Genomic DNA, 22,285 nt, shown 5'->3' on the forward strand with positions numbered 1-22,285 from the left:
TTCCCTCTCGGAGGCACACATGGCTCGCTCGTCCCTTGTCCGCCTGGCCGTCCCGACGGTCGCCCTCGCTCTCGCGCTCTCCGCCTGTGGCGGCGGCGCGTCCGGCTCCGACGAAGGGAAGGGCGGGGCGAAGCAGCTCAAGGTCGCCGCCCTCTTCTCGGGCTCGGCCACCGACGCCGACTACAACTCCCTCGGCCTGCTCGCCCTCGACGCGGCCAAGAAGGACCTCAAGGCGGAGACCGCGCACTCCGAGAGCGTGCCGGTGCCGGACGCCGAGCGCGTCATGAAGGAGTACCTCGCCGACGGCTACAACGTCATCTGGTCGCACGGCAGCCAGTACTTCGAGGCCACCTCCAAGCTGGCCAAGCAGAACCCGAACGTGACCTTCATCGGCGAGTTCGACGACAAGCCCAAGGAGCCCCTGAAGAACCTGTGGGTGCTCGACCGCAACTTCCACGTCGCGTTCTACCCCATCGGCATCCTGGCCGGTGCGGCCACCAAGTCGGGCAAGATCGGCTACGTGGGCGGCCTGAGCCTGCCGTTCTCGTACTCCGAGGTCCACGCGATGAACCAGGCCCTCAAGGACAGCGGCTCCTCCGCGAAGATCACCCCGGTCTGGACCGGTGACTTCAACGAGCCGGCCAAGGCTCAGCAGATCACCACCCAGCTCATCGGGCAGGGCAATGACGTCATCGTCGGCTCGCTCAACCTCGGCATGGTGGGCGCCTTCCAGGCCACCAAGGGCAAGAGCGCCAACGTCGTGGTCACCGCCAAGTACACCGACAAGTCGCAGTTCGACCCCGAGCACTACGCCACCTCGACGATCTACGACTTCACCAAGCCGCTGAACGACATGATCACCAAGATCCAGGGCGGCACCACCTCCGGCTACTACCCGCTCGGCTTCGACTCCGGTGTCTCCATCCAGGAGCCGAAGAACGTCGACCCGGCCGTCGCCGCCAAGGTCGACAAGGCCGTGGCCGACATCAAGTCCGGCGCCATCACAGTCGAGAAGAACCTGACCCCGATCAAGTGACGGACCCACACATGACCTCGGTGGACGAGACCCGCCGCGAGGTGCGTGAAGGAGCTTCCGGACCCCTCCTGACCATGGAGGGGATCCGGAAGACCTTCGGCTCCGTCCTGGCCCTGGACGGCGTCGACCTCACGGTCGGCCGCAGCGAGGTGCACGGCCTCCTCGGCGGCAACGGCGCCGGCAAGACGACGCTGATGAACGTCCTCTACGGGCTCTACCGTCCCGACAGCGGCAGCGTGGTGCTGGACGGCTCGCCGGTCGACATCCGCGACCCGCGCGACGCCATCTCGCACGGCATCGGCATGGTGCACCAGAACTTCCTGCAGGTCGACACCTACACGGTGACCGAAAACGTCGTGCTCGGCACGTCGCTGCCGTCGTGGCCGAGCCTCGACCTCGACGACCCCGCGGAACGCATCGCCGAGCTGTCGAAGCGCTTCGGCCTCACCGTCGACCCGCACGCCAAGGTCGCCACCCTCTCGGTGGGCCTGCGGCAGCGGGTGGAGATCCTCAAGGCGCTCTACCGCGGCGCGAAGGTGCTGGTGCTCGACGAGCCGACGACGAACCTCACGCCACAGGAGGTCGACTCGCTGTTCGGCTCGTTACGCGCGATCGTCGACGAGGGCATGAGCGTCGTCTTCATCACCCACAAGATCCGCGAGACCATGGCGGTCTGCGACGCCCTGACGGTGATGCGCGACGGGAAGCGGGTGGGCACGGTGCGCCGCGCCGACACCTCCGCCTCCGAGCTCGCCACCCTCATGGTCGGCGACGACGCCGCGGTCGGCCGGGTCACCGAGGTCGTGACGGCGGGCATGGGTGCGGCTGCCGGCACCGCTGCCACCGGCGCTCCCGCCCGCGACCTGGGTGATGCCCCGGTGCGGGTGTCGGTGCGAGACCTGGTGGTGCTGGGCGACCACGGCGTGCCGGCCACCCATGGCGTGTCGTTCGACATCCGCCGCGGCGAGGTCGTCGGCATCGCCGGCGTGGCCGGCAACGGGCAGGTCGAGCTGGCCGAGGCCGTGGCCGGCGTGCGCGCCCTCGAGAAGGGTGCGGTCGAGGTCGACGGCGAGCCCCTCGCGGGGCGTCCCACGGCCGTCTGGCTGGAGTCAGGTGTCGCCTACGTGCCCGAGGACCGGCACCGCGACGGCATCCTGCCCTCCGCCAGCATCATGGAGAACCTCGTGCTCGGCGCCCAGCGCAGCGTGCGGTTCCGCAAGGGACCCTTCGTGGACTGGAAGGCGGCCCGCCGCCACGCCGAGGAGGCCATCCGCGCCTACTCGGTGAAGGCGTCCGGGCCTTCCGCGCCGGCTGCGGCCCTCTCGGGCGGCAACATGCAGCGGGTGATCCTGGCCCGGGCCTTCTCGCACCGGCCGGGCTTCCTCATCCTGCACAACCCGACCCGGGGCCTGGACATCCCGTCGACCCAGTTCGTCTACGACCGGGTCCGCGAGGCGGCCGCGGAGCACTCCGCCGTGCTGCTGATGTCCGAGGACCTCGACGAGCTGACCCACCTGTGCGACCGCGTCCTGGTGCTCTACTCCGGCCGCATCGTCGGCGAGCGCACCCGCGGCCACTACGACCAGTACGAACTCGGCCACCTCATGGCCGGTCTCGAGGACACCGCATGACCACCACCGCCACCCCGCCCACCACGACGGCACCGGCCAAGCCCGCCGGTCGCCGCGGCACCGATCTGTCCTGGACGGTGCTGTCCTACGCCCTCGCGGTGCTGCTGGCCTTCGTGGTCTCCGGCATCGTGATCGCGGCGCTCGGCCACTCCCCCGTCGACGCCTTCCGCGCCATCCTGACGACGTCGTTCAAGTCGTCGTTCGGCTTCGTCGAGACGGTGCAGAAGTGGGTGCCGCTCGTGCTGCTCACCCTCGCCTTCACCATCCCGCTCGCAGCCGGCAAGTACAACATCGGTGGCGAGGGCCAGCTGCTCGTCGGCGCCACCGCAGCCGCCGCGGTCGGCATCATCCTCAAGGACGCGCCCATGGTCGTCCTGCTGCCGCTGGTGCTGCTGGTCGGTGTCCTGGCCGGTGGCGTCTACGCCTGGATCGCCGCCTGGCTGATGGATCGCTTCGGCGTCAACGAGATCCTCAGCACGGTGCTGCTGAACTTCGTCAGCTTCGGCATCGTCGACTACGTCGCCAGCGAGGTCTGGAGCGACCCGGCGGCGGGTCACCCGACCACCGTGCCGATCGGTGACGGCGGCCTCCTGCCGCTCGTCGGCACCCCGCCGATGCACACCGGCGTCGTCCTCGCCGTGCTCGTGTGCGCCGCCACCGTCGTCGTCATGCGCCGCACCGTGCCCGGCTTCGAGCTGCGTGCCGTCGGCACCAACCCACGGGCCGCGCAGGTGCACGGTGTGCGGATCGGCCGCGTGGCGGTCGGGTCGCTCGTCGTCGGTGGCGCGCTCGCCGGTTTCGCCGGGGCCATCGAGGTCGCCGGGGTGCACGGCAAGCTGATCGAGGGCATGCAGTCCAACTACCTGCTGCTCGGCATCATCATCGGCCTCATCGCCCGCGGCAACGCCCTCGCGGTGCCGTTCGTCGCCTTCGGCATCGCGGTGCTCGAGGTCGGCGCCAGTGCCATGCAGCGCACCGCCGACGTGCCGAGCGAGATGGTGCTCATCGTCGAGGCGCTGATCCTGCTGTTCCTGCTCTTCTCCGACGTCGTCGGCACCCGCCTGAGGAGGTCCTCGCGATGAACGAGGCCACATCGTTCCTGCAGCTCGTCGTGACGGCGATGGTGCCGTTCATCCTCGCCGCGCAGGGCACCATGATCGCCGGCCGCGCCGGGGTGTTCAACGTGGCCCAGGAGGGCCTGATGATGCTCGGCGCCAGCGTCGGGTTCCTCGTGTCGCTGAAGATGGGCGGCAACCTCGTCGGCCTGCTCGTCGCGGCCCTCGTCGGAGCGGCGTTCGGCTGGTTCCTCGGGTGGGTCACCACGCGGTTCCGCCTCGACCAGTTCGTGATCGGCCTCGCGCTGTTCTTCGCCGCCACCGGCATCGCCTCGCTGCTCTACAAGGTGGTCATCGGCGTCACGCTCAAGCCGCCGCTCATCGACACCCTGCCCGACCTCGAGATCCCGCTTCTGTCGTCGATCCCGGTCGTCGGGACGGTCCTGTTCACCCAGGACGTGATGGTCTACTTCGCCTTCCTGGTCTCCGGCCTCCTCTACTGGATGCTCTACCGCACCAACCTCGGCCTGAAGCTGCGGTCGGTCGGCGAGAACCCCAAGGCCGCCGACAGCCTGGGCGTGAGCGTGGCCCGCACCCGCATCTGGTGCTCCACCGCCGGTGGCGCCCTCATGGCGCTCGCCGGGGCATACCTGCCCATGACCTACACGGGCACCTACACCGAGGGCATCGTGGCCGGCCGTGGCTGGCTGGCGATCGCGCTGGCCTTCTTCGGTGGCTGGCGTCCGCAGTACATCCTGGCCGGCTCCGCGTTCTTCGCCGGCATGGAGGTGCTGGCCCTGCGCGTGCAGGTCGGCGGCGTCGACATCCCGCACCAGTTCATCTCGATGCTGCCGTATGCCGCGACGCTGCTCGTGATGATGTTCGCCCTCCGCTGGGCGAGCGTCCCCGCCTTCCTCGGTCGCAACTACGACCGGGAGAGCAGGCACTGACACCCCACCGCGTCAGGTGCCGCGCCTGCAGAGGGCGAAGCCCCCGGCCCCCGGTCCCCGGGCCGGGGGCTTCGTCGTTCACGCCCCTCTCGGCCTCGAGGTCGTCCCCTGCCGGCCGCTGGGCAACATCTGACAGCGGCAGGCACCACCTGCCATCGCGGGCTGCCAGAGTCCTCCCCCCGCCGGCCCGCCTAGGCTCGGGCACACGGCATACCCGTGTTCGTCCGCACTGCACCAGGAGCACACCGTGAGCGCACCCCTCGAGGGCACCACCGTCATCGACCTGTCCCGGGCGCTGGCCGGCCCGCACGCGGGAATGATGCTGGGCGACATGGGAGCCCGCGTCATCAAGGTCGAGTCGCCGGGCTCCGGTGACGACACCCGAGGCTGGGGGCCGCCCTTCGTGGGACCCGAGGACGACCCGATCTCGACCTACTTCCTGTCGTGCAACCGCAACAAGGAGTCGGTGACCCTCGACCTGAAGTCGGACGACGGCCGCGACACGCTGACCCGGCTGGTGCGCCACGGCGACGTGCTCATCGAGAACTTCCGTCCCGGCGTCCTCGACCGGCTCGGCTTCTCCGTCGAGCGCCTGCACGAGCTGAACCCGCGCCTGGTGATCCTGTCGATCAGCGGGTTCGGCCACGACGGACCGCAGGGTGGCCGCGCCGGCTACGACCAGATCGCCCAGGGCGAGGCGGGGCTGATGTCGCTGACCGGCCCGTCCCCCGACCAGCCGACGCGGGTCGGTGTGCCGATTGGCGACCTGCTCGCGGGCATGTACGGCGCCTACGGCGTGGTCGCCGCCCTCCACGAGCGCAACCGCACCGGCCGTGGACGCGTGGTGCGCACCTCGCTGCTCGCCGCCATCGTCGGCGTGCACGCCTTCCAGGGCACGCGCTACACGGTCGCCGGCGAGGTAGGGAAGGCGCAGGGCAACCACCACCCCTCGATCACGCCCTACGGACTCTTCGAGTGCAAGGACGGCATGCTGCAGATCGCGTGTGGCAGCGAGGGCCTGTGGGTCAAGCTGGCCACCGAGTTCGGCATCGACCCCGCCGGCGAGGGCATGGCGACCAACCGTGAGCGCGTGGCCAACCGCGAGGCCGTCAACGCCGCGGTCAACGCCGCCTTCGCCGACCGGACCCTGGCCGAGCTGCTCACCACCCTCGACGAGATCGGCGTGCCGGCCGGCGAGGTGCGCACGCTCGACCGCGTCTACGAGTGGGACCAGACACGCTCCCAGGGCCTCGTGCTCGACATCGACCACCCGGTGCTCGGCTCGATCGAGATCCCCGGGCCGCCGATCCGCTTCGACGACAACGCGTATGCCGGTGGGCGCAGTCAGCACCTCGCCCCGCCGATGCTGGGCCAGCACAACGACTCGGTGCGCGCCTGGCTCGACGAGCAGGACGGCTCTGAGGACGGCGCTGACGACGGGGGGCAGGGCTGATGTCCGAGAAGCCGCGCCGGTTCGGGGCGCTCGAGCTGCTGGAGACGGTGCTCGACGAGGGCAGCTGGAAGAGCTGGGACACCGCCCCCGTGCAGCCCACCTCCCCCGACAGCCCGTATGCCGCCGAGCTCAGCGCCGCGGCGGACAAGGCCGGCACCGACGAGTCGATCGTCACCGGCGAGGGCATGATCCGGGGACGCCGGGTGGCCATCATCGCGGGCGAGTTCCGCTTCCTCGCGGGCTCGATCGGCGCCGTCGCGGCCGAGCGGATCGTGCTGGCGTTCGAGCGCGCCTGCGAGGAGGAGCTGCCGTTGTTCGCCGCGCCGTCCTCCGGCGGCACGCGCATGCAGGAGGGCACGCCCGCCTTCGTCGGCATGGTGAAGATCAGCGCGGCGTGCGCCGCGTTCAAGTCGGCGGGACTGCCCTACCTCGTCTACCTGCGCCACCCCACCACCGGTGGCGTGTTCGCCTCGTGGGCCTCGCTCGGGCACGTCACCGTCGCCGAGCCGGGCGCCATGGTCGGCTTCCTCGGCGCGCGGGTCTACGAGGCGCTCTACGGCAAGCCGTTCCCCGAGGGCGTCCAGACGGCCGAGAACCTGTTCGAGCACGGGCTCATCGACGCCGTGCTGCCGGTGGAGGCGCTGGCCGACGTGGCCGACCGCGCGCTCAGCGTGCTCATGGCGCCCCGCGAGGACCTGCCCGACGTGCCGGAGATCCCGAAGGAGCAGCTGGCCGACATCCCCGCGTGGGAGTCGATCACCCGCAGCCGCCGTGAGGACCGCCCAGGGGTGCGCACGTTGCTGCGGCTCGGCGCCACCGACGTGCTGCCCCTGCACGGCACCGGCCAGGGCGAGTACGACCCGGGCATGCTCATGGCGCTGGCCCGCTTCGGCGGCGCGCCCTGCGTGGTGCTCGGGCAGGACCGGCGTGGCCAGACCCTCGAGGACCCGTTGTCCCCCAAGGGCCTTCGCGTCGCCCGACGAGGGATGAAGCTGGCCCACGAGCTCAACCTGCCGCTCGTGAGCGTCATCGACACGGCCGGTGCCGCCCTTTCCAAGGAGGCCGAGGAGGGCGGCATGGCCGGCGAGATCGCCCGATGCCTCTCCGAGCTCGTCACCCTCGACGCCCCCACCCTCTGCGTGCTGCTCGGCCAGGGCACCGGCGGTGGCGCGCTCGCCGTCATGCCGGCCGACCGCGTGATCTGCGCCCAGCACTCGTGGCTGTCCCCCCTGCCGCCCGAGGGCGCGTCCGCGATCCTCTACCGCGAGACCAGCCGGGCGCCCGAGCTGGCCGCCAGCCAGCGGGTGCGCTCCCTCGACCTGTTGGCCGACGGCATCGTCGACCGCATCGTGGCCGAGCACCCCGACGCCGCCGACGAGCCCGAGGAGTTCTGCCGGCGCATGTCGCAGTCGATCCAGCACGAGCTGGCGATGCTGGCGCGGATGGACCGGCAGGAGCGGCTGCAGGTCCGGCTCGACCGCTACCGCAGGCTCGGGATGAACGCCGGCAAGAACTAGGACAGCGCCGCCTCCCCACCGCCATACTCGCCGTCATGGGGACGGGGGTCACTGAGTCGTATGCCGTGGGGCCGGTGCCGGGCGAGACAGCCGGACGGTCACGCGTCGGCGGGTGGCGCCTCCTGACCCGCCACCCCGGCCGCGGGCTGTTCCTCGCGGCATCGCTGTTCACCGTCCTGGCGGTGACCGGGATCGGCACGGGGCCCGGCCCGCTCGGTGACTGCTGCGGCTACGGCGTGGGGATCACCCGCAACGTCGGCGACTCGTTCACCGAGGGAACGACGGTCCTCCAGAACCGCAGCTGGTTCCCCATCGTCATGGAGGACCTGCGCCCGGTCCCGACCCGCGGAGCCGAGACGGGTGCGGAGGTCGTTTCCGTCGAGGTCGCAACCATGCCGGCCCCCGGCACCTCGGACGCGATCGGGACGGCCGAGCGCGACGGCTCGCAGGTCATCCCTGCGCAGCGGAGGCACCCGGTCGACGGGTTCGTCCTGCAGCCCGAGTGGCGGGTGGGCGAACACCACGGTCTCGGGGAGGTGCTCGTCCAGTACCGGATCCGACAGGAGGGGACGTGGTCCTACCGCGGCTACGAGCTCACCTACCGCTCCGGGCTGGTACGGCACAAGGCCGTGCTCGACGTGACCATGACCGCCTGTGCCCCGGCGTCGCAGCACCCGGTCGGCTGCGAGCCGGCCGAGTGACCTCCGCGCCCTGAGGACAACGGTTGGCGGCGGGTCAACCGTTGTCCCCACTGGCCCGGAAAGACCGCAACGAGTGGCACGTGGCCACTCGTTGCGGTCCTCCGACGGGCCTGCCGCCTGCCGCTCAGGCGGCTGACGCTGGTGCCAGCGTGAGCGGGCGCCCGTTCTCGGTCACGTTGTCGAGGACCAGGTCGTCGACGTACCGGACCGTGGGCACCTTCGCCGTCACACCGAAGTCGACCTCCCGGAGCCGGACGCCCCGGATGTGGTCGTCGGCGTAGCCCTGCAGGTTCAGCGACTGGGTCGCCTTCTGCACGGTCAGCCGCTCCACGTTGATGTCTCCCACGACGGGGTTGAACCCGTAGCCGGGTCCCTCCTCGTAGTAGAAGTTGATGTCGATGACCGCCTTGGCGACCTGGCCGACAGTGATGTCGCGGGCGTGGAACCCGGTGATGAAGCCGCCCCGCACCGAGTTGGTCTTGAAGCGCAGCGCGATGTCGAGGTTGGGGCTCGACATCTCGCAGTCGCGCACGAACACGTTGCGCACGCCGCCCGACATCTCGCTGCCGACGGTGACGCCGCCGTGCCCGTCGCGCATCTGGCACCCCTCGACCAGGATGTCCTGGCTCGGCACGCCCACCCGCCGGCCGTCGGCGTTGCGGCCGGACTTGATGGCGATGCAGTCGTCACCGGTGTCGAAGGAGCAGTCGCGGATGACGACCATCCTGCTCGACTCGGGGTCGCAGCCGTCGTTGTTGGGCCCGTGCGAGCGCACGGTCACCCCACGCACCAGGACGTGGTCCGAGAGGGTCGGGTGGATCTCCCACATCGGGGAGTTCACGATGGTGACCCCCTCGATGAGGACACCACTGCAGCGGTACGGCTCGATGAACGACGAGCGCAGGTAGTCGCCCTCGCCGAACTGCCGCTGGTCCACCGGGACACCGGCCTCGACCATCGCGATCAACCGGTCTCGAGCCGGCCCCTGCTCCGGGTCCCCGGGTTTCCAGCCGTACTCCTTCTTGCCCTTCCACGGCCACCAGTGGCTGTTGTCGGCCTGTCCGTCGAGCACCCCGCTGCCGCTGACGGCGATGTTCTCCTGCTCGTAGGCGTAGATGAGCGGCGAGTAGTTGTAGAGCTCCATCCCCTCGAACCGCGTGAGCACCGCCGGCAGGTAGTCGGCAGCGTTCTGGCTGAACAGGATCCGCGCTCCGTCGCTGACGTGGAGGTCGACGTTGCTGAGCAGGTGGATGGGCCCGGTGAGGAAGTCCCCGGGCGGCACCACCACGTGGCCTCCGCCGGCGGCGTGGCAGGCGGCGATGGCGTCACGGAAGGCGCCACTGCAGTCGGCCACTCCCCCGGCCACAGCGCCGTGGTCGGTGACGTCGAACCACCGGTTCGGGAAGTGCGGTGCCCGCACGGTCGCGCTGATGTACTCCGCTCTGGCCCAAGGGTTTCCGGGAGGGTTCGGGCCCGGGCCCTCTCCCCCGACCGACGTCCCTCCACTGTCCGCCGCGTGGGCTCCGTTCGCCGTGCCGAGAGAGGCCCCGAGCACGCCCGCGCCGACCGCGGTGTACCTCAGGAAGTCCCGTCGAGAGTGCCGTTGCACCACTGTTCGTCTCCTCTGGTTCGCAGGTGGTTACTGCTCTGGTGGTTCTCCTCACCAGTCGTGGACGGTCCCGTCCTTGAGCCGGTTGAACGGCAGGTATGCCGGCTCGTACGGAAAACGCGCGGCGGCCTCCTCGTCGAGCTCGACGCCGAGACCCGGCTCCTCGCCCGGGTGCAGGTACCCGTCCTCGAACGTGTAGGTCTGCCGGAACACCTCGTTCGTCAGCGACCCGTGCGGCATCAGCTCCTGGATGCCGAAGTTGTGGATCGCGAGGTCGAGGTGGAGCGCTGCGGCCATGCCCACCGGTGAGATGTCCGTCGGCCCGTGGATGCCCGACTTCACCTGGTAGAGGGCGGCGTAGTCGAGCAGCTTGCGCATCGCGGTGATCCCGCCGGTGTGCGTCACCGACGACCGCACGTAGTCGATGAGCTGCTCCCGGATCAGCGTCTGGTAGTCCCAGACGGTGTTGAAGACCTCGCCGATCGCCAGCGGGGTGGTCGTGTGGTGGCGCACCAGCCGGAGCGACTCCTGGTTCTCCGCCGGGGTGCAGTCCTCGAGCCAGAACAGGTCGTAGGGCTCGAGGGCCCTGCCCAGCCGGGCTGCCTGGATCGGCGTCATCCGGTGGTGCCCGTCGTGCAGCAGCGGCAGCTCGGCGCCGAACTCGCTGCGGACCGCCTCGAACACCGTCGGGATGTGCCGCAGGTATGCCGCGGTGTCCCAGTCCTCCTCCGCCGGGAGGGGCGCCCGCTGGGCCGGTTCGTAGTCGTCGTGCCGGCCACCCGGCGTGGCGGGCCGGGTGGGTACGCCGTAGACCGCGTCGATGCCCGGCACCGCGGTCTGCACCCGGATGGCCCGGAAGCCGAGCTCGAGGTGGTGGCGGATGGAGTCGAACAGCTCGTCGGTGTCGCGGCCGGACGCGTGCCCGTAGGCGAGGATCCCGGCGCGCGAGGCTCCGCCGAGCAGCTGGTACAGCGGCATACCCGCCGCCTTGGCCTTGAGGTCCCACAGCGCGACGTCGACCGCGGCGATCGCCGACATGGTCACCGGCCCGCGGCGCCAGTACGCCGACCGGTAGAGGAGCTGCCAGGTGTCCTCGATGGCGTGCGCGTCGCGGCCGAGCAGCAGCGGCACCACGTGGTCCTGCAGGTACGACGCGACCGCCAGCTCGCGGCCGTTGAGGGTGCCGTCACCGAGCCCGACCAGCCCGTCCTCGGTCGTGAGCCTGAGCGTCACGAAGTTGCGACCCGGGCTCGTGACGACGACCTCCGCGGCGACGATCTTCACAGTAGCTCCTTGAGGTGGCGCACCAGGGCGTCGCGAAAGACGGCGGAGTCGCGCAGGTCGTCACCGAAGACCTCGCGCACGCCGAGCAGTCCGGTGGCCACGGCCACGGGGTCGGAGCCGGTGCCCACCGCGGACCGCAGCCGGTCGGCGAGCGGGTCGTCGAGCGGCAGCTGGCGGCCGTGCCGGTCACGGCCGGCGGCCACGTAGGCCATCCACGCCGCGACGGCGAGGCTGGCCCACTCCGGCGTCGCGCCGGCGGCGAGCCGGTCGCGCACGGTGGTGAGCAGCCGCAGCGGCAGCTTCTGCGAGCCGTCCATGGCGACCTGGGTGGTGCGGTGGCGCAGCGCCGGGTTGGCGAAGCGTTCCAGCACCGTCTCCCCGTATGCCGTGACGTCCAGTCCCGGGGGCTGCTCCAGCGTCGGGGCGACGTCCTCGCGCATCAGCCGCTGCGCGGCACTCGCCAGCTCCGCGTCGGAGACGGCCTCGGCGATGGTCTCGTACCCCCGGAGCGCACCGAGGTAGGCGAGCAGCGAGTGGGTGCCGTTGAGCATCCTCAGCTTCAGCTGCTCGAACGGTTCGACGTCGTCGACGAGGTCGGCCCCGGCCCGCTCCCAGGCCGGGCGTCCGGCGGCGAAGGCGTCCTCGACGACCCACTGCCGGAACGGTTCCGCCACCACCAGTGCCTGGTCCACTACGCCGAGCAGCGTTGCGGCGTCGGCACGGTCGGCATCGGTCGTGGCGGGCACGATGCGGTCGACCATCGAGCTCGGGAACGCCACGTGCTGCTCGACCCAGCTGCCGATGGCGTCGCCCTCGGCCGACGGCAGGGCACGGCAGAAGTCCATGACCAGGCGGCGCAGCACCTCGCCGTTGCCGGTGAGGTTGTCGCAGGAGAGCACCGAGACGGGCCCTGCAGACGCCGCGCGCCGGGCCTGCAGGCCGCGGACCAGCTGGCCCACGGTGCTGCGGGCACCTCCGGCGAGGTCGGCTGCCACCACCGGGTCGGTGAGGTCGAGGCCGCCGTCGGACCCGCGGCGGTAGCCCTTCTCGGTGACGGTCAACGTGACGAGCCGGACCGCGGGGTCGGCGAAGCGCGCCGTCAGGCGCGGCCCCTCCTCCGCGGCGAACAGCACGTCGGACACCTGGCCCACCACCCGCACGCTGGGGTCGCCGACGCCGCGCTCGAGCACGGCATACAGGCAGTCCTGGGGACGCAGCTGGTCGACGACCGCGGCGGAGCGCTGCGTCACCCCGCAGATGCCCCAGCCCTCCTGGTCCGAGGCGAGTGCGGCGTCCTCGGTGAACACGGCCTGGTGCGCGCGGTGGAACGCGCCGATGCCGAGGTGGAGGATTCCCACCTGCTGCGCGAGGGCGGGCGGCGGTGGCAGCTGCACGCGGTCGTGCCGGACCTCCGGGAGGGTCCCCCGCGACAGGCGGGTCACAGCACGGCCCCGAGCTGCCACGGCACGAACTCCTCGCCGCCGAGCGCCAGCTCCTCGCTGAAGCTGCGGCGACCGGATGCCGTGTCGAGGAGCAGGTCGTAGACCCGCCGTCCCATCTCCTCCAGCGGCACCCCCTGCTCGACCACGGCCGAGCAGTCGAGGTCCATGTCCCCCGACATCCGCAGCGCCAGGCTGGAGTTCGTCGCCAGCTTCACCGTCGGCACCGGCCGGCTGCCGAACACCGAGCCGCGCCCGGTGGTGAAGCAGATGAGGTTGGCGCCACCGGCCACCATGCCGGTGACGGAGACGGGGTCGTAGCCGGGGGTGTCCATGAAGACGAAGCCCGGTCGCGGGATGGGTTCGGCGTACCCGCACACGGCGTGCAGCGGGCTGTGGCCGCCCTTGGCGACCGCGCCGAGGGACTTCTCGAGGATGGTGGTGATGCCGCCCTCCTTGTTGCCCGGCGAGGGGTTGCCGTCGAGCGTGGTGCCCTGGGACGTCGTGTAGTCCTCCCACCAGGCGATCCGGTCGAGCAGGGCCTGCCCCACCTCTGGCCTGGCCGCCCGCTCGGCGAGCATCTGCTCGGCGCCGTAGACCTCGGGGGTCTCGCCCAGCACGCTGGTGCCCCCCGCCGCCACCAGCAGGTCGCTGGCCACGCCCAGCGCGGGGTTGGCCGTCAGGCCCGACCAGGCGTCGGAGCCGCCACACTGCAGGCCGAGCACGAGGTGCTCGACCCCGACGTCCTCGCGGCGGGTGCCGCGCAGGTCCGCCGCCATGCCCCGTACGAGCTTCTCGCCCTGCGCGATGGCCGCGGCCGTGCCGCCGGCGTCCTGGATCGTGAACGACTCCACGGGGATCTCGCCGTCGAGGCCGAGGTCGGCCATCAGCCCACTGACCGCGTTGACCTCGCACCCGAGGCCGAGCACCACCAGCGCGCCGATGTTGGGGTGGCGGGCGTAGCCCTGCAGGGTCCGCTGCAGGACGTCCCAGCCGGCTCCCCTGCTGGCCATGCCGCACCCGGTGCCGTGGGTCAGCGCGACGACGCCGTCGACGCCCTCGGCGTGCAGGGCCGCGAGCTCGTCCTCGGTGCGGCGGACCACCTGGCGGGCGACGGTGGCCGAGCAGTTGACGGTGGTCAGGACCCCGACGTAGTTGCGCGTGGCGACCTGGCCGTCGTGCCGGCGGATGCCCTGGAACGTGCGGCGCAGGTCGACCGGGAGGTCCGGCAGCACACCGGTCGCTCCACCGCCGGACGCGAGCGCCGAGGCGCCCGCGGGCATGGCGAGGTTGTGCACGTGGACGTGCTCACCCACCGCGATGGGCGCGGTCGCCACCCCGATCACGTGTCCGTACTTGCGCACCAGGTCGCCGGCCGGCACGTCGCGCAGCGCGACCTTGTGGCCGCGGGGGATGTCGGCCGACACGGTGACGGAGACCCCGCCGCGTGCGGTCACGGTGACGCCCTGCGGGATGGGGTCGAGGGCGATGGCGACGTCGTCGCCGTCGGAGAGCCTGAGCAGCTGCTCGGTCATCGAGGGGTCAGCTCCTTGATCGGCCGTGCCGCGGCGAGCGCGGCGCGGGACTCGGTGAGGGTGGGGACGTGGCCGGTGCCGCCCTGGCCCTGCACGGAGAGGGCGGCGGCACTGGCGGCGAGGCGTACGGCGTCGAGCAGGTCGTCACCGAGGGCGAGGCGGGCGGCGAGGGTGCCGGTGAGGCAGTCGCCGGCACCGGTCTGGTCGACGACCACCGGTGCGGGGACGCCCGGCACCTCGTGCACGGCTCCGTCGGTGCTGACCAGTGCGCCCTGGGGGCCACAGGTCATGACGACGTGGGCGGCGCCGAGGGGCACGACGGCGGCCAGTGCCTCGTCGGCGCTGGTCCCCGGCGCCAGGCCGAGCAGCTGGCCCACCTCGCCGGGCCACGAGGGCGTGACGACCTCGGCCAGCGGTGCCAGGCGCTCGAGCTGGGTGCGGGCCTGCTGTGCCGAGGTGAGCCTGGGGCGGAAGTTGGGGTCGTAGACGAACCGGGAGGCGACCTCGGCCGCGTGGTGCACCGCCTCCGCCAGGGTGTCGGACACCGCGCAGGCCACCCCGCTCGCCAGCACCACTCCGGCCGCCCGGAGCAGCTCGTCGTCGAGGTCGGCGACGCTGAGCCCCGACCCGGCGCTCCCCCGCCGAACGTAGGTGAACTGGCGCTCACCCGAGGGGTCGGCGTGGGTGAGGTAGAGGCCGTGCTGCCCGGGGGCGCGGACCACCGCGGAGGTGTCGACGCCGAGGCCGGCCACCCGGGCGAGCAGCTGGTCGCCGAGCTCGTCGTCGGGCACCCGCGCCACCAGGGCGGTGTGGGCGCCGGCCGCAGCAGACGCCGCGGCGGCGTTGAGCGCGTCGCCGGAGAACCCCAGCCGCAGGGTCGCACCGTCTCCCAGCGGCTCGAGGGACGAGAGCTCGACCAGCACCTCGCCGAGGACGACGACGTCCGGCGCGCTGCGCGGCATACCGCCGGGGCCCGGCAGCTCGGTGGGCGCACCCGGGCCGGTCACGGCTCCGGCTCTTCCTTGACCTGCGCCACGAGCTGGGTCGGGTTGACGAACCGCAGGGCGATGACCAGCAGCACCATCATCACGGCCATGTAGATGACCGCCATCGCGTCGACCGACTGCTGGGCCCGGATGCCGGCGGCGTTCATGGAGTTGAACAGCGCCACCACGAGGGTGCTGGAGTCGGGTCCGGCGGTGAGGAAGGTCAGCTCGAACATGCCGACCGTGCGCACCAGCACGAGGATGGAGGACGCGAGGATGCCGGGCACGAGCAGCGGCGCGAGGATCCGCGTGAAGATCGCGAAGGTGCGCGCTCCGGACATCCGGGCCGCCCGCTCGATGGCGGGGTCGATCTGCTCGATGAAGGGCGTCATCGTCAGGATCACGAACGGCACGCAGGGCACGAGGTTGGCCAGGATGACGCCGGTGATGTTGCCCGCGAGGTTGAACTTGTAGAGCACCGTCGCGAGCGGGATGCCGTAGGTGATGGGCGGCATCATGATCGGCAGCAGGAAGGCGAGGTAGACGACCTTCTTGCCCGGGAAGTCGCGGCGTGCCAGCACGTAGGACGCCGGGACCCCGACGAGGACCGACAGCACGACCACCGCGGCGGCGACCTCGAGGGTCACGATGATGACGCTCATCAGGCTGAAGTCGGTCCACGCCTGGCTGTACCACTGGGTCGTCGCGCCCTCCGGCAGCCAGGTGCCGAACCACCGGGTGCCGAACGAGTTGACCAGGACGGAGCCGACGATCCCGACGAGGAAGACCATGAAGAGCACGACGGCTCCCCAGACGAGCCAGCCGCCGGGGCTGGCGACAATCCGCCGGCGGGTGCCCGTCGCGGTCGTCGGTGCGGTGGGGTTGAGGGTGGTCATCAGCCCTTGCCTCCTGTCGATCCGGCGTAGAACCTGCTGCGCCACAGGAGCACCACGCCGATGACGATGAGCTCGACCGCGCCCATGATCATGGCGATGGCCGAGGCGAACGGGTAGTCGTACTGCTCGTAGGCGGCCTGGTACGCCGCGATGGAGATGACGCGCGTCGTGCCGGTCGGGTCACCGACGAGGATGGCCGACGGGAAGACGCTGAACGCCAGCACGAAGGTGAGGCAGAACGTCGTCGCCAGCCCGGGAGCCAGCAGCGGCAACGTGATCCGCCGGAAGCGGGCGCGCCAGTCTGCGCCGAGCGTGGCGGCCGCCCGCTCGAGGCTGGGGTCGATGCCGGAGAGGTAGGACAGGATCAGCAGGAACGCGAAGGGGAAGCCGGTGATCACCAGCGAGAAGAACACGCCCCAGTAGTTGTTGATCAGGCGGATCGGCTGGTCGACCAGGCCCAGGCTCATCAGGGTGCGGTTGAACCAGCCGGCCGGACCGAGGAAGTTGAGCAGGCCCTCCGCCGTGAGCACCGTGCCGAGTGTGATCGGGATGACGAGCAGCGTTGTGACGAGGCGCTTTCCGCGGAACCTGCCGCGCATGCGGTAGGCGATCGGCACCGACGCCAGGACGTTGAACAGCGCCGCAGGGATCGACAGCTTCAGCGTCTTCCAGATCGTGTCGCGCTGGAAGGCGTCGGAGAAGAACCGCTGGTAGTCCGCGAACGCGCCGCCGCCCTTGGTGGGTTGGAAGGAGAGCCCCAGCCCGTAGAGGAACGGGTAGACGAACAGGCCGATGACGAACACCATGGCCGGCACCAGGAGCAGCAGCTGCCCGTCGACGCCGCGCTCGGCCAGCCGGTGGCGCAGGCTCAGGCCGGTCGGGGCCCGGCCCGTGGCCGCTCCGCCGGTCACGACACCTCACCGCCGGTGGTGGCGAGCACCCCGTCGCGGGAGGTCGCCGGCTCGCTCGCGTCGCCCAGCACCGGCGCACCCGAGGGCAGGGCCTCGTCGCCACGGGCGAAGGCCAGCAACGCACCCGGCGCGACGGCCAGCGAGACGGTGTCGCCGGGGGCGAGCCGCTCGGCGGTGCGGAGGTGGAGCCGCACGCCCTGGGGGGTGCGTGCCTCGACGGCGACCTCGCGGCCCTGGTACTCCACCACCTCGACGCGCGCCTCGATGGTGGCCTCCGCGGCATACGTGCTGGTGCCGCTGCCGGTGCTCGACCCGTAGGCGGGCGAGCCGCCGCCCGTGACCCCGCCCGAGGCCACGGTGAGGTCCTCCGGGCGCACCCCGACCACGACCTCGTCACCGGCCGACAGCGGCACCATCGGCGTCGCGGCCAGCCGCAGGCCACCGACGGCCACCACTACGTGGTCGTCCCGGACCTCGGCGACCGTCGCCGGCAGCAGGTTGCGGAACCCCATGAAGTCGGCGACGTGCCAGTTGCGCGGACGGTTGTGCAGCTCCTCGGGCGTGCCGACCTGCTGCACGCTGCCCTTGCGGAGCACCACGAGGCGGTCGGCCATCGACAGGGCCTCCTCCTGGTCGTGGGTGACGTAGACCGTGGTGAGGCCCAGGCTCTGGTGCAGCCGACGGATCTCGGTGCGCATCTCGAGGCGCAGCTTGGCGTCGAGGTTGCTGAGCGGCTCGTCCATGAGCACCAGCGAGGGCTCGAGCACCACGGCCCGGGCGATCGCGACGCGCTGCTGCTGTCCTCCGGAGAGCTGGCCGGGCAGCTTGCCGACGTGCTCCTCGAGCTGCACGAGCCGGATGGCCTCCTCCGTGCGGCGGGTGACCTCCGCCTTGGGCAGCCGGCGCATCTGGAGCCCGAAGGCCACGTTGTTGCGCACCGTCATGTGCGGGAAGAGCGCGTAGTTCTGGAACACCATGCCGAACCCGCGCCGCTCCGGCGGCAGGGTGTCGACGCGCTTGTCGTCCTGCCAGATGCTTCCGGCGGTCAGGGGCAGCAGGCCGGCGAGGCAGTTCAGCGCCGTCGACTTGCCGCACCCCGACGGCCCGAGCAGGGCGATGAACTCGCCCGCCCGGATCGTCAGGTCCAGTCCCTGCAGGGCGTCCTGGCCACCGAAGCTGCGCCCCACGCCATCGAGGCGCAGCTCGCGGAACGTGGTCGGAGTGCTCACTTCTTCACCTTCGATCCACCGATCTCGCGGTCCCACTTGTCGAAGGCGGCCACCATCGACTTGTTGTCGAGCGGCACCTCCTTGGGGTTGTCCTTGATCAGCGCGTCGTACTCGGGTCGGCCGAACTTGGCGATGGTGTCCTGGCTCTTCTTCGGCGCCATGGAGATGTCGACGCCCTCGACGGCCGGGCCGGGGTAGAAGTAGCCGTCGTCGTAGGCCTTCGCCTGCTGCTCCTTGGTGAGCATGAACTGCACGAGCTGCAGCACGGCGGCCTGCTGGTCGGCGGACGCACCCTTGGGGATGACGGCGTAGTGGGCGTCGGTGACCCAGTGGAAGCCCTTGAGGGTGCTCACCTTCGCCGACTCCGGCACGGTGCCGAGCGCGCGGGGGTTGATGTCCCAGCCGGTGGTCGTCGCGACGATGTTGACCGTGCCGTTGGCGAGGTCCTTCATCGTGGCGGTCGTGCCCGTCTGGTACGTGTTGATGTACTGGCCGAGCTCCTTGAGGTAGGCCCAGGTCTTGTCCCAGCCCTTGATCGGGTCCTTGGGGTCCTTGTCGCCGAGGACGTACGGCAGGCCCATGAGGAAGGTGCGGCCCGGGCCGGAGTTGGCCGGACGCGCGTACTCCACCTTGCCCGGGTTGGCCTTGGCGTAGGCCAGCAGCTCCTCGGCGCTCTTCGGCGGGTTCGGCACCTTGTCGGGCATGTACTCCAGCAGCGGCCCCGACGGGTAGTAGGTGACCTCGACGCCGTAGTCGCCGGCCAGCTCCTGCATCTTGGCGGCCGGCTCCTGGTAGGTGTCCATGTTGGACAGCCGGTCCTTGTGCTTGGGCAGGATCTGCTCCCACAGGCCCTGCTCGGCGCCGGCGGACAGTCCGTCGGTGCCGGTCAGCACGAGGCCGATGTCGACCCGGCCGGCGCCCTGCTGGGCCTTGATCTTGCCCACCAGGTCCGGGGCCGGGGCCTTGGAGTAGGTGACCCGGGAGATGACGTCGGGGTGCTGCTTGACGAAGTCGTCGATCATGCCCTGGGTCAGCTGGAGGTTGCCCGCGACGTCCAGCACGTTCAGGGTGACGGGCTTGGACGGCTTCTGGGGCACCTCCCCGGAGCCGCCGGCCTGGGCGGCTGGGGAGCTGGGCGCGCCACAGCCTGCGAGCAGGCCGGCGAGCAGTGCGCTCGAGGCGACGACGGTGGTGCGCGGGTTGAGGCGCATGGGGCTTCCCTTCTTCAGCGCCGCACGGTGCGGCGTCGGCCTTGGTGGCTCGGTCGTCAGGGTCGGGCAGGCGCGGTGCTCTGCCGGACGAGCAGCTCGGTCGGCAGCTCGCGTTCGTAGGTGGCCGTCCCGGACGGGTCGGCCAGCAGGTGGAGCAGGAGGTCGACGGCCCTGCGTCCCGCCTTCTCCTTGGGGATCCCGAGGGTCGTGAGCGTGGGGTGGCCCATCGCCGACATCTGGATGTTGTCGATGCCGACGACGCTCAGCTGGCTGGGCACGTCGACACCGCGGTCGCGCAGGGCGCTCACGAGACCCATCGCGACCAGGTCGTTGTAGGCCACGACGGCCGTGACGCCGGCGATGAGGACGCCCTCGGCCGCCGCGATGCCCCCGTCGAAGGTGGGGGCGAAGTTGCCGACCTCGACCAGCTCGACGCCGGCGCGGGTCGACGCGGCGCGCAGGCCACGGAGACGCTCGCGAGTGGACCAGCTCGAGCGGGGTCCGGCGACGAAGCCGATGCGCCGGTGCCCGAGACCCACGAGGTGGTCGACGACCTGCCGCATGCCGTCGGCGTTGTCCATGGCGACCGAGGGGATGGTGCCCGCCTTGCGGTTGACCAGGACGATCGGGGCGAGACCGGCGGCCTCACGCAGCTCGGCCGGCTTCATGCGCGGCGAGCAGAGGATGATGCCGTCGACCTGCTTGGCCAGGGAGCGCACCAACCCGAGCTCGGCCGAGGCGTCCTCGTCGGTGTCGGCCACGAAGACCTGGTAGTCGGCCTCGTGCGCCTGGCGCTGGATGCCCTTGACCACCGAGGGGAAGAACGGGTTGGCGAGGTCCGGGAGGATGAGGCCGATGTTGCCGGTGCGCCCGGTGATGAGGCCCCGGGCGGCCCGGTTCGGCCGGTAGCCGAGGTGGTCGGCGACGCGCAGGACGCGCTCCCGGGTGGCCGCGTCGACGATGTCGGGCATCGAGAGCGCCCGCGAGACCGTCGAGGCGGAGACGCCAGCAGCCTTGGCCACGTCGCGGATGGTCACCGCCATCACCGGTCCTCCCTCGTCCTTGAGTTCAGTAGGTTGGGTGGCAGTCTGAAACCGATTGCAGAGCGTTGTCAATGGTCTCACCCGGAGAATCTCAAATTCGCGGCTACACCCCCACCGACCAACAAAACCGCTGTGCAGCAACGAACTAGCCTCCCAGGAAACGGGGCTTGCGGTGGACCTCGCGCCGTGCAACCCTTTGCAGCGCGTGCTCCGTCGCCGCTGCCGGCAGCCCGGGGCCCACCTCTGCCGACAGGAGTTGTCATGCCCTCGCCCCTCACGCTCCACCCCGACCGCGCGCTCCCCGCTGAGCCCGCCCTGCGGTCGGTCGCCCGCACGATCTACGGGCAGACGAGGGACCTGCCGCTGGTCTGCATGCACGGCCATGTCGAGGCCTCGGTCTTCGCCGACAACGCCGCCTTCCCGGACCCCGCCGCGCTCCTCATCACGCCGGACCACTACGTCACCCGGATGCTGGTCTCGCAGGGCATCGCCCCCGAGGACCTCGGCGTCCCCCGCACCGACGGCGGCCCGGTCGAGCAGGACGGCCGCGCGATCTGGCGTCGCCTGTGCGAGAACTGGCACCTGTTCCGCGGCACGCCGTCGCGCTACTGGCTGGAGCACGAGCTGGTCGAGGTCTTCGGCGTCGACGAGCGGCCCTCCGCCGAGACGGCGGACAGCCTGTATGCCGCCGTGGCGGCCCGCATCGCCGAACCGGACTTCCGGCCGCAGCAGCTCCTCGACCGCTTCCGGATCGAGCTCCTCTCGACGACCGACCCGGCCACCTCGCCGCTGGCCGAGCACGCCCGGCTCGCCGAGCAGGGCCTGGGCGAGCGGGTCGTGCCGACCTTCCGGCCCGACGCGCTCGTGCACCTCGACGGCCCCGACTGGCAGCGCGACGCCAAGGCGCTCGGGCAGCTCGCCGACGTCGACACCTCGCGCTACGACGGGTTCCTCGAGGCCCTGCGCGCCCGGCGCCGGGCGTTCGTGGCGGCCGGCGGCCTGGCCACGGACCACGGGCACCTCACCGCCGACACGACGCCCCTCGACCGGGCTGAGGCCACGCGCATCTACGACCGGGCCTGGTCCGGCCAGGTGACCGAGCCGGAGGCGGCCTCCTTCGCCGCCCACATGCTGCACGTCATGGCCGGGATGTCCCGTGACGACGGGCTGGTCATGCAGCTGCACCCGGGCGTGCTGCGCAACCACCACGGCGACGTCTTCGCCGCCCACGGCGCCGACAAGGGCTTCGACATTCCCGTGGCGGCGGAGTTCACCCGGGGGCTGCGCCCCCTCCTGGAGGACTACGGCACCGACCCCCGCTTCCGCCTCATCCTCTTCACGGTCGACGAGACGGTCTACAGCCGCGAGCTCGCGCCGCTGGCCGGGGTCTACCCCTCCGTGCGGCTCGGCGCCCCGTGGTGGTTCCTCGACAGCCCGGACGGCATGCGCCGCTTCCGCGAGCTGGCCACCGAGACCGCCGGCTTCTACAACACCTCCGGCTTCGTCGACGACACCCGGGCGTTCGCCTCGATCCCGGCCCGGCACGACCTGTCGCGCCGCATCGACGCCGGCTACCTCGCCCGGCTCGTCGCGGAGCACCGGCTCAGCGAGGACGAGGCCGTGGAGACGGCGGTCGACCTGGCCTACCGGATCCCGAAGCAGGCCTACGCCCCCCGGGCCTGAGTCCCACCCTCCCCCACCACCGGCAGGAAACCGGCCGCACGGCATACATCTCCAGCGGAGCAGGGGTTCCTTGGGCAGGAGGTGACAACGCGGACCTCCCCCGCGGATCCCTAGGC

The 22,285-nt window shown here is 71.4% G+C and carries 18 protein-coding genes and 1 pseudogene; 8 read left to right on the top strand and 11 right to left on the bottom strand.

What is annotated here, in order from left to right; genetic code table 11:
* Window positions 1-19: 19 nt before the first annotated feature.
* From BMW78_RS16620 to BMW78_RS16650, 7 genes are all read left to right on the top strand, one after another.
* Entirely contained in the window at window positions 20-1,036 is a 1,017-nt protein-coding gene (locus tag BMW78_RS16620; RefSeq protein ID WP_091762042.1) for a BMP family protein, read from the top strand.
* 11 nt (window positions 1,037-1,047) lie between these two features.
* Complete coding sequence (locus tag BMW78_RS16625) at window positions 1,048-2,667, top strand: ABC transporter ATP-binding protein (RefSeq protein WP_091762044.1); 1,620 nt, start codon at window positions 1,048-1,050, stop codon at window positions 2,665-2,667.
* Window positions 2,664-3,749 carry an ABC transporter permease gene (locus tag BMW78_RS16630; RefSeq protein WP_091762046.1) on the top strand — a complete coding sequence of 362 codons (1,086 nt, stop codon included), beginning with the start codon at window positions 2,664-2,666 and terminating at the stop codon, window positions 3,747-3,749. The genes BMW78_RS16625 and BMW78_RS16630 overlap by 4 nt, the downstream gene beginning before the upstream one ends.
* Window positions 3,746-4,672: an ABC transporter permease gene (locus tag BMW78_RS16635; RefSeq protein WP_091762048.1), complete on the top strand. Its 927-nt coding sequence runs from the start codon at window positions 3,746-3,748 to the stop codon at window positions 4,670-4,672. Before BMW78_RS16630 ends, BMW78_RS16635 begins: the two co-directional genes overlap by 4 nt.
* Window positions 4,673-4,919: 247 nt before the next feature.
* Window positions 4,920-6,125 carry a CaiB/BaiF CoA transferase family protein gene (locus BMW78_RS16640; protein ID WP_091762050.1) on the top strand — a complete coding sequence of 402 codons (1,206 nt, stop codon included), beginning with the start codon at window positions 4,920-4,922 and terminating at the stop codon, window positions 6,123-6,125.
* Entirely contained in the window at window positions 6,125-7,642 is a 1,518-nt protein-coding gene (locus BMW78_RS16645) for an acetyl-coenzyme A carboxylase carboxyl transferase subunits beta/alpha (protein ID WP_091762052.1), read from the top strand. Before BMW78_RS16640 ends, BMW78_RS16645 begins: the two co-directional genes overlap by 1 nt.
* A 35-nt stretch (window positions 7,643-7,677) precedes the next feature.
* Window positions 7,678-8,343, top strand: a complete 666-nt coding sequence (locus tag BMW78_RS16650; protein ID WP_143056310.1) for a hypothetical protein — start codon at window positions 7,678-7,680, stop codon at window positions 8,341-8,343.
* 124 nt (window positions 8,344-8,467) lie between these two features.
* Here BMW78_RS16650 and BMW78_RS16655 read toward each other — a convergent pair whose 3' ends face one another.
* The 11 genes and pseudogenes from BMW78_RS16655 to BMW78_RS16700 form a co-directional block, all read right to left on the bottom strand.
* Window positions 8,468-9,763, bottom strand: coding sequence for a glycoside hydrolase family 28 protein (locus BMW78_RS16655; RefSeq protein WP_245735923.1), 1,296 nt, complete (start codon window positions 9,761-9,763; stop codon window positions 8,468-8,470).
* Between the two features lie 105 nt (window positions 9,764-9,868).
* Window positions 9,869-9,955, bottom strand: a pseudogene (locus BMW78_RS21415) (twin-arginine translocation signal domain-containing protein); the annotation flags it as partial.
* 48 nt (window positions 9,956-10,003) lie between these two features.
* On the bottom strand, window positions 10,004-11,236 hold the full coding sequence (manD, locus tag BMW78_RS16660; protein WP_091762056.1) for a D-mannonate dehydratase ManD: 1,233 nt from the start codon (window positions 11,234-11,236) through the stop codon (window positions 10,004-10,006).
* Entirely contained in the window at window positions 11,233-12,699 is a 1,467-nt protein-coding gene (locus BMW78_RS16665) for a mannitol dehydrogenase family protein (protein ID WP_245735924.1), read from the bottom strand. The genes manD and BMW78_RS16665 overlap by 4 nt, the downstream gene beginning before the upstream one ends.
* The gene (locus BMW78_RS16670) at window positions 12,675-14,210 is read right to left on the bottom strand and encodes a UxaA family hydrolase (RefSeq protein WP_091762058.1); all 1,536 of its coding nucleotides are present in this window, start codon (window positions 14,208-14,210) and stop codon (window positions 12,675-12,677) included. The genes BMW78_RS16665 and BMW78_RS16670 overlap by 25 nt, the downstream gene beginning before the upstream one ends.
* The gene (locus tag BMW78_RS16675; protein ID WP_245735925.1) at window positions 14,207-15,217 is read right to left on the bottom strand and encodes a PfkB family carbohydrate kinase; all 1,011 of its coding nucleotides are present in this window, start codon (window positions 15,215-15,217) and stop codon (window positions 14,207-14,209) included. Before BMW78_RS16675 ends, BMW78_RS16670 begins: the two co-directional genes overlap by 4 nt.
* Entirely contained in the window at window positions 15,214-16,092 is an 879-nt protein-coding gene (locus BMW78_RS16680; protein ID WP_091762060.1) for an ABC transporter permease, read from the bottom strand. Before BMW78_RS16680 ends, BMW78_RS16675 begins: the two co-directional genes overlap by 4 nt.
* Window positions 16,092-17,003 (bottom strand): ABC transporter permease, encoded by a 912-nt coding sequence (locus tag BMW78_RS16685; protein WP_091762062.1) that lies wholly within the window; start codon window positions 17,001-17,003, stop codon window positions 16,092-16,094. The genes BMW78_RS16680 and BMW78_RS16685 overlap by 1 nt, the downstream gene beginning before the upstream one ends.
* The gene (locus tag BMW78_RS16690; RefSeq protein ID WP_091762065.1) at window positions 17,000-18,232 is read right to left on the bottom strand and encodes an ABC transporter ATP-binding protein; all 1,233 of its coding nucleotides are present in this window, start codon (window positions 18,230-18,232) and stop codon (window positions 17,000-17,002) included. The genes BMW78_RS16685 and BMW78_RS16690 overlap by 4 nt, the downstream gene beginning before the upstream one ends.
* Window positions 18,229-19,443 (bottom strand): extracellular solute-binding protein, encoded by a 1,215-nt coding sequence (locus BMW78_RS16695; RefSeq protein ID WP_091762067.1) that lies wholly within the window; start codon window positions 19,441-19,443, stop codon window positions 18,229-18,231. Before BMW78_RS16695 ends, BMW78_RS16690 begins: the two co-directional genes overlap by 4 nt.
* A gap of 56 nt (window positions 19,444-19,499) precedes the next feature.
* Complete coding sequence (locus BMW78_RS16700) at window positions 19,500-20,486, bottom strand: LacI family DNA-binding transcriptional regulator (protein WP_091762070.1); 987 nt, start codon at window positions 20,484-20,486, stop codon at window positions 19,500-19,502.
* Between the two features lie 261 nt (window positions 20,487-20,747).
* Here BMW78_RS16700 and uxaC point away from each other — a divergent pair, with 261 nt between their 5' ends.
* Complete coding sequence (uxaC, locus tag BMW78_RS16705; RefSeq protein WP_091762072.1) at window positions 20,748-22,169, top strand: glucuronate isomerase; 1,422 nt, start codon at window positions 20,748-20,750, stop codon at window positions 22,167-22,169.
* Window positions 22,170-22,285 lie beyond the last annotated feature (116 nt).

It is taken from the genome of Pedococcus cremeus (assembly GCF_900111375.1).
Classification (GTDB): Bacteria; Actinomycetota; Actinomycetes; order Actinomycetales; family Dermatophilaceae; genus Pedococcus_A; species Pedococcus_A cremeus.